Here is a 7232-nt window from a genome sequence, read left to right as displayed (position 1 = left end):
AAGCACCCAGAGAGACAGCCTCAAAAGGCCATTTCCTCTGGGTGCTCATTTCAGCGCTATTTTTCCAGCTCTTTGCTATTGGTCATACATAAAAGGCTTGTTTTGACCCCGGCATCATGACATTCTTATCATCCGGTTCCAGATCCAGCGTCCATGCGTCGATCTGCTCCTTTTGCGAGATGACCTCCAACTGCCGGAGATTGCCTCGCTTTTGGAGCGAAGCAAGTACATAGTCCTGAAACGCGGGAATGAGTGGCGCCGCCGTTTTGTGATCCAACTCCTCAAATAACCGCACACGGTCTCTTTCCGGGCAGAAAATGTAGCATTTTCTCGGCTGTTCCGTCTTTTCAAGAGTTCCTTCCTCGCCATCTTCCTGACCGGGATTCTCTCGCTGCGAATCATCGTTTGCCATGAGTGTCACCACGGCATACACGCCGTCATGAAACAACTGCCGCTGATACCCTTTCATGGTGCTTTGCAGCTGTCTCACCATATCATTTTGGGTGGCTTCTATGGTTGCGCCGCCGTAGATGGCGTCTGCCATAACCGACTCGTCTGTTCAGTTTCTCTCCTCACCCTCCTTCTTCGTCGGTTCAGTTGTTCCAACGTTCTTCCTGCTTGCAGGATCGGTGAGGGCAAAAATTAGATTTTAAAGAACAGGTATGATTAGACAGAAAGCTGTGCGCACAAAAGTTGCGAAATCACAGGTACCACCCCACTTTTTCCTTACATTTTCCGTGACAGTCGAATAACGGAATCACAGGTTTCATCCCTCAAAAAGCTTGCATTCTATATGACAGAATCACAGGTTTTATCCAGAAAAAGTCCGCATTCTACATGACAGAATCACAGGTTTCGTCGAGCACTCACGGCAACGAAATCACAGCTTTTGCCCCTACACAGTAGTATCCGAAATCACAGTTTTGGTTCGTGCATTCTGCATGACGAAATCACAAGTTTTGACAATACGGAATACCCGAAAAGTCTGGAATTACTATGATTTTACAGAAGGTCTCTCTCAAAAAGCGGTCTTGATTTAAACTCCTTATAAATCAGAAAGCACGGTATACAATCGGTCATGTTGAAACAGAAAATACTACTCAGAAAATATAGAAATATTTTCTCTGTTTTGGTCCGATTTTTTCTTCTATATTTTTTAAAAAAGCTGTACATTATGCACACACCGGGAAAAGTTAAATTCTGGCAGTCAAGAGGTCAGCGGTTCGATCCCGCTATTCTCCACCAAGGAAAACCTTGAAACCATAATGGTTTCGAGGTTTTTTCTTATATATGGCAAATTGCACAAAGTCGCTTTTGTGTTGAATTTGTGTTGAACGCGCGGGAAAATTTCTCCGCCAAAAACCTTAAAACCACAACGCTTTATGTTCATAGGTACACAATGTAATCTATGGGGCAAGCCGGACGGTACAGGGCACGGAAAATAAGTCGAGGGAATTTTCCTCGACTTATTTTCCTTTGATCCAAAGTTTATCTGCGTGACGATGCTCCAATCAAATATAGCCAACAGCAGCCTCGCCGGAACACCGGTAAGGCTGCTGATACTTTTATGGCAAGTCCTTCTCCATTTGAGAAACGGTTTCGTTGTAGAACACGTCCAATTCACCGACGTATCCGGGCTTCCACGGCTTATTCCGCCCGCAGTAGTGGATGACAGACGAGCGCTGCCGCACATCGTCCAGCGTCATGCCATCCCCGTTGAACCGGTGAAGGGTGAATAGCTTTTCCGTCATGTTATATTGGATCGAGTCCAGCGGGATGATGCTTTGTCCGTACAAGGCGCTGATGATGTCCTGATCCGGCAGCATGAGCCGTCCTTTGTGGCGTTCCATATAGTCAAATACCGCCTGTGTGTCCTGCTTTGCCCGCAAGGCTTCCAGATTCATCAGCATGACGCCGGAGTTGATATAGGGATCATCCTCTCCCATGCCGAGACGCAGTTCGTTGAAACGGTGCAGAAAAGCCCTGATGTGGGAGGCCGCGGCAAAGAAGGCTGCGCCCATAGGCATTCCATATAACGTCCGCAGACTTTTCCGCACAATAAGATCCGGGTCGAGATATAGTACCCGGTCCAGCGTATGCGGCAGATATTTCGCGGCAAATATCCGGTAGTAGATTGCCTTCGGATACCGGTCCGACGTTGGCGCGTCCGTCAGCCCGCTTTCGTCCACACGGATCAGATGCAGCCCGCCCCGCTGCCCCAGCAGCGCCCGGGTCGCCGTTAAATCGGAGGCTGACAGCCCCTCGTCATGCAGGATATATACGTCAAAAAATGCGGCGGGGTCACTTTGGAGCGCGGAAAACAACATGACATTCATCTGAGGAACGTAATTCCGATCCAGCGTGACAAGCAGGTTCATGGGATATGAGTTTTGGTTTTCGATCATGATCGTCCTCCCTTGGAGTTTTGCTGGGCTGCGCTGTTTTCAGTCAATACGGAAAGAAAAATAAGCGTTCTGCATGGCAGGCCCACCGCGTCACGCTCCCTTTTGGTTCAGCGGCAGATAAACGGTAAAGCTGCTCCCCTGCTGCGGCTGGCTATCCACCTCAATGCGTCCTTCCGTCAATTCTATGATCCGATGGACGATAGAAAGCCCCAGGCCCAGGCCGTGCTTTTTATCCTCCGCCGCGCCCTGATAGTATTTTTCAAAAATGTGGGACTGGACCTCCGGCGTCATGCCTGATCCGGTATCCCAGACCCGGACAACGGCCTCCCCGCCGACCTGTCGCAGCTCCACACCGATCTCGCCGCCCGGCGGGGTATAGCGGATCGCATTATTCAAGAGATTGATCCATACCTGCCGCAAAAGTTCCTCATTGCTGGTACAATCCACGCTTTCCAGCTCTGCGGAAAAGGTCAGGCGCTTTTCCTCCCAGCTATGGGCACAGAGGATGGCGCACCGACGGATCTGCTCATCCAGAGAAAACGTGGTTTGATCCGGCAAAAACCGCTGGGACTGCAATTTTGTCAGCAGCAGCGTCCGGTTGGTCAATTCCGCCAGACGGGCGGACTCGTCCTGAATGATCCGCAGATACTGCTGCCGCTCCTCCTCGGTAAGATCCGGCTCGGAAAGTAGCTCCGCAAAGCCCTTGATGGCGGTGATCGGCGTCTTGAATTCATGGGAATAGCTGTTGACAAAGTCCTCCCGCAAGGTGCGGACGCTTTGCAATTCCTCCGTCATGCGGTTGAAATCCTCACACAGATCGTCCAACAGCTGATGCTTATCTGTTTTCAGCCGGACGGAATAGTCTCCTCCCGCCACGGCGCGAAGTCCGTCCATCAAGTTTGTCACATTGGCGCTGAGCTTATGCTCCAGAAACCCGGTTGTCAGGATCAGTGTGATCAAAAGCGGCAGGTACACGGCGGAGAGCACAGATCCGGCAGTACTGACAGACGCTTCCGGTATGGCGGTGCCGTTGGAAAAATAGAGATAACGCAGCAGCAGAAATGAACTCATAATGGCGAAGGTAGCTACCAGCCCTTCCAACGCCACCCACAGCAGCCATATTTTCCGGTATTTGGAATGTTTCCTTTTCACTGCTCTTTCTCCTTCACAAGCTCCGCCTTATATCCCAGTCCCTTGATGGTGATGATCTGAAAGTCGTCCACGTCCTTCAGCCGGTTCCGCAGACGGCTGATATGGGTCTTGTCCGTGTCCTCCCCGCTCTCTGATACATACCCCCACACATCGTCCAGCAGCTGACTGCGAGTAAAGATCTGCCCCGGATAGGACAGCAGCTTATAAAGAAGGTCAAATTCCTTCTTTGGCAGCTCCAGGGTCTGCCCGCGGCAGGTCACGGTGTAGGATGCGGAATCCAGTCGGGTGTTTCCCACAAGGATCTGCTGTTCGCTGGCGATGTGGGCCCGCCGCAGCAGGGCCTGGATGCGCCAGATCAGCTCCTCGTAATCCACAGGCTTGGTGAGATAATCGTCAATGCCGGAAGAAAAGCCCTCCCGCTTGCTGTCCATGGATTGCAGAGCGGTGAGGAACAGCACGGGGATCTCGTTGCCCTCCGCCCGCAGCGTCCGCACCAGCTGGTAGCCGTCCATCACCGGCATCATCACATCCGCCACGATCAGATCCACATGCTGCCGGTTCAGGATATCCAGAGCCTCCCGGCCGTTCGCCGCCGTCACCACTGTAAATTGATGGCGGAGCTTGGCCTGGGTCAGCAGGCGGACGGCCTCGTTGTCCTCTGCCAGTAAAATCGTTGCCATAGGAGCCTCCTTTTTCGCCGCGCTTCAAAACTTTATCATATGATGTTCAGTCAGCTTAATAAGCTGAACATGGTAGACGCTGCCGAATTGAAAGCCTACATAAACCGTATCGTGGACGATATGGACAAGGCACAGCTCGCCGCGATGGAGAAAGCCCCGCTGGGCTATGCGGCGAAGATCCGTGACAAGATCGAAACGCTGCTGGAAGCCCACTATCGGGAAACTTTTGATAAATGGCTGGAAACGGAACGTATCGTCTGTATGCCCTCGTTCCGTCTGCCCACATCTATTCATCCCGCCAGCAATACCGCCATATACGCCCGTTCGCTGTACACGGCGGAGGACGGCGACATGAACAAGCTGGAACAGAAGCTGATTGTAGAGTTGACCGCCCTGCCGAATGTCCGCTGGCGGCACAGAAATATTGCGCGTCAAGGGTTTGCAATCAACGGCTTTATCAAGCACTACCCCGATATTCTGATTATGACCCAAAGCGGCAAGCTCATCTGTGCGGAAACCAAGGGCGAACACCTGAAAAACGACGATAGCCGGGAGAAAATCGCGCTGGGTCAAGCGTGGCGTACAGCGGCGGGCAAGGATTTCCGCTATTACATGGTGTTTGAAAATGAGGAAAACCTCTTGCCGGGTGCAATGAGCATGAGCCAGTTTATCGACACGGTTAAGGCGCTGTAAAACGTCTCTCATTCGCAGGGGTCTATAATTTCTACCCCCATGTTTGATCGATGTAAATGCACAAGTTTATACAGTTTCAGGCAGCAGGAGCAATTCTGCTGCCTTTTTCTTTGGGTGACTATTCCGTTTACCTCGCGTATGCGGATTGTCATAATTTTCCGAAAAGGAGCGTGGTAGTAATGAAATTGAAAACCGTTCAAAGGAGATGGTGCGCCGATGCAAAGCAGAAAACGCAGACGGATTCTGATGCAGGAGGCAGAATATGGCGAAACCGCTTGACCCCAAAGCGATAGAGGCAGAGCGGCAAACCAGCAGCCGAGCTGAACGCCGGGAACAGAAACGCCGCCAGATGCAGGACGAGATTTCTTATAACCAGCGTGGAAATGGTGTTATTATTCCACCGCAGAAACGGCGGGAACTTGCAGAGGAGCCGTCCAAACTCCGTGTTGCGGCGTACTGCCGCGTCAGCACACAGGAGGAACAGCAGGTCGGCAGCTTCGATATGCAGATTCACCATTTTACCAAGAGGATTGAGGCAAATCCGCAATGGGAGCTGGTTGAGATTTATCAAGACGAGGGCATCAGCGCAACTACCGTTGAAAAACGTCTTGGCTTTCAGGAAATGATTGCCGACGCAGTTGACGGGAAGATTGACCTGATTCTCACCAAAAGCATCAGCCGTTTTGGTAGAAATATCGTGGATATTCTGGACAATCTGCAAACGCTTTCTGCGCTGAACCCGCCCGTTTCCGTTGAGTTTGAGACAGAGGGAATCACCTATACCGGCGATGGGCGGAATAATCTGCTGATCTCATTGCTGGCAGCTCTGGCTGAAATGGAGTCCCAGTAAAAGAGCGAGGCAATTAAGGCTGGTATCCGCTGGCGGATGGCAGAGGGTATCTACAAATTCTCCGTTCAGAATACGCTTGGCTTCTATCGTGATCATTTCGGGCGGCTTGTCATTGAGCCGACCGAGGCAAGAATTGTTGAGTACATCTATGAAAGCTGCTTGGAGAGCGCAACCCCGGCAGAAATCGCCGCCGCACTGACAGAACAGGGTATCAAGTCTCCAATGGGGAACGATCTCTGGTCTGCCGGTACTGTCCGCAGCATCCTCCGAAATGAGAAATACTGCGGTGATGCTTTGATGCAGAAAACCTATACCAAGGATTTTCGCACCCATAAATCCGTCAAAAATACAGATTTGAATATGTATTTCAAGGAAAATCACCACACAGCGATTATCAAAAAAGAGGATTGGATCAAGGTACAAAAGCTGCTGTCAGAGCGGCACAGCACAGCAAAACGAGCTACATTGCGCCGTTTGAGCAATCACTTCGTCGCATACCGTGTAAAGGATGGTCTTTTCAAGGGCTATCTGATCATGGATTCCCGCTGGTCTTTTATGGAACGTCAGGAGTTTATGAAAATCGTGGATGAGGCGCAAAACACTATGAAATGAAAGGATTTTTACTATGAACTTCGATTTTTCCGCTTTGAACTTTGAAACCATCGACTCCAACATCAACGCCTACCCGGACATGTTCCTGAATCAGAATGGCGTGACTTTCACCAAGAAAGTGCTTGAGGACTTGGGTTATCCCGCCTTTGTTTTGTGTCTGCTGGATGCGAAAGCAAGAGTATTTGCGATCCGTTCCTGCAAGAGCAACGAGCCGAAGGGCTTCAAGTTCTCCAAGCCAAGAGGCGAACAGAAAGGTGTTGTTACGATTTCCAACAAGAATCTGCTTGACCCGCTTCGCGCTGTCACCGGCGAGGACTGGATTCCCGGCAAGCGTTACAGGGTGCGCGGGTTCTGGGTTGCCGATGCAAAAACCATGTGCTTTGACCTTAATGAAGGGGTACAGGAGGACTTTCGCCCTGTTACGCCGAACAATGATGCAGAATAATCCCTGATATTCAGGGAGAAAAGGGAGAGCAAAAGAGCGGCGGCAAGCCGCCTGAGCGAAAAAGCCCCCCCTCCCTTTTCTCCCTCGCTGCTGCTATGGAAACCGCGGAAAACCGCAAGCGGTTTACACACCGTTCCCAAAGCCTGTGCTTACCCTCTTTTTCCTCTCTGGCTTTCTCCCTATACAGAGAAAAGTGTTCATTTTTACTCCAAGAGCGCGCAGTTACCGTGATGGGTAGAGCGCAGTATGTCAATACGGCATAGAAAAACGAACGGCACATAGGCGATTTTATCCTCAAAAAAGCCCCGAAACGCAACATAAAAGAAGCCCAGCACCACGCCGTTTGACGTGATGCTGGGCTGTTCCTGATTACAGCGATTTTCAGCGGGTGAAGC

At 51.0% G+C, this 7232-nt stretch carries 8 protein-coding genes; 4 read left to right on the top strand and 4 right to left on the bottom strand.

What is annotated here, in order from left to right; translation table 11 throughout:
- Window positions 1–82: 82 nt before the first annotated feature.
- From H8Z83_RS11915 to H8Z83_RS11900, 4 genes are all read right to left on the bottom strand, one after another.
- On the bottom strand, window positions 83–544 hold the full coding sequence (locus H8Z83_RS11915) for a hypothetical protein (protein ID WP_187015244.1): 462 nt from the start codon (window positions 542–544) through the stop codon (window positions 83–85).
- 1021 nt (window positions 545–1565) lie between these two features.
- Complete coding sequence (locus H8Z83_RS11910; RefSeq protein ID WP_187015243.1) at window positions 1566–2405, bottom strand: glycosyltransferase family 8 protein; 840 nt, start codon at window positions 2403–2405, stop codon at window positions 1566–1568.
- Between the two features lie 90 nt (window positions 2406–2495).
- Window positions 2496–3557 (bottom strand): HAMP domain-containing sensor histidine kinase, encoded by a 1062-nt coding sequence (locus tag H8Z83_RS11905; protein WP_187015242.1) that lies wholly within the window; start codon window positions 3555–3557, stop codon window positions 2496–2498.
- Window positions 3554–4237, bottom strand: coding sequence for a response regulator transcription factor (locus tag H8Z83_RS11900; protein WP_187015241.1), 684 nt, complete (start codon window positions 4235–4237; stop codon window positions 3554–3556). The genes H8Z83_RS11905 and H8Z83_RS11900 overlap by 4 nt, the downstream gene beginning before the upstream one ends.
- Before the next feature lie 39 nt (window positions 4238–4276).
- On the opposite strand from H8Z83_RS11900, the gene H8Z83_RS11895 reads away from it, so the two are divergent.
- The 4 genes from H8Z83_RS11895 to H8Z83_RS11885 all read left to right on the top strand — a co-directional run bounded on the left by H8Z83_RS11895 (window position 4277) and on the right by H8Z83_RS11885 (window position 6837).
- Entirely contained in the window at window positions 4277–4930 is a 654-nt protein-coding gene (locus H8Z83_RS11895; protein WP_243184970.1) for a hypothetical protein, read from the top strand.
- A 262-nt stretch (window positions 4931–5192) separates the two neighbouring features.
- A complete protein-coding gene (locus H8Z83_RS19635; RefSeq protein WP_243184966.1) occupies window positions 5193–5780 on the top strand; it encodes a recombinase family protein in 588 nt (195 codons plus the stop codon).
- 36 nt (window positions 5781–5816) lie between these two features.
- Window positions 5817–6392, top strand: coding sequence for a recombinase family protein (locus tag H8Z83_RS19630; RefSeq protein ID WP_243184965.1), 576 nt, complete (start codon window positions 5817–5819; stop codon window positions 6390–6392).
- Between the two features lie 13 nt (window positions 6393–6405).
- Window positions 6406–6837 (top strand): hypothetical protein, encoded by a 432-nt coding sequence (locus tag H8Z83_RS11885; protein ID WP_187015240.1) that lies wholly within the window; start codon window positions 6406–6408, stop codon window positions 6835–6837.
- The last annotated feature ends 395 nt before the right edge of the window (window positions 6838–7232 follow it).

Origin of the sequence: Dysosmobacter segnis (genome assembly GCF_014297285.1) — a bacterium.
GTDB lineage: Bacteria > Bacillota > Clostridia > Oscillospirales > Oscillospiraceae > Oscillibacter > Oscillibacter segnis.
The sequence above is the reverse complement of the archived record's forward strand: the minus strand, read 5'-3'. Positions and strand labels throughout refer to the sequence as shown.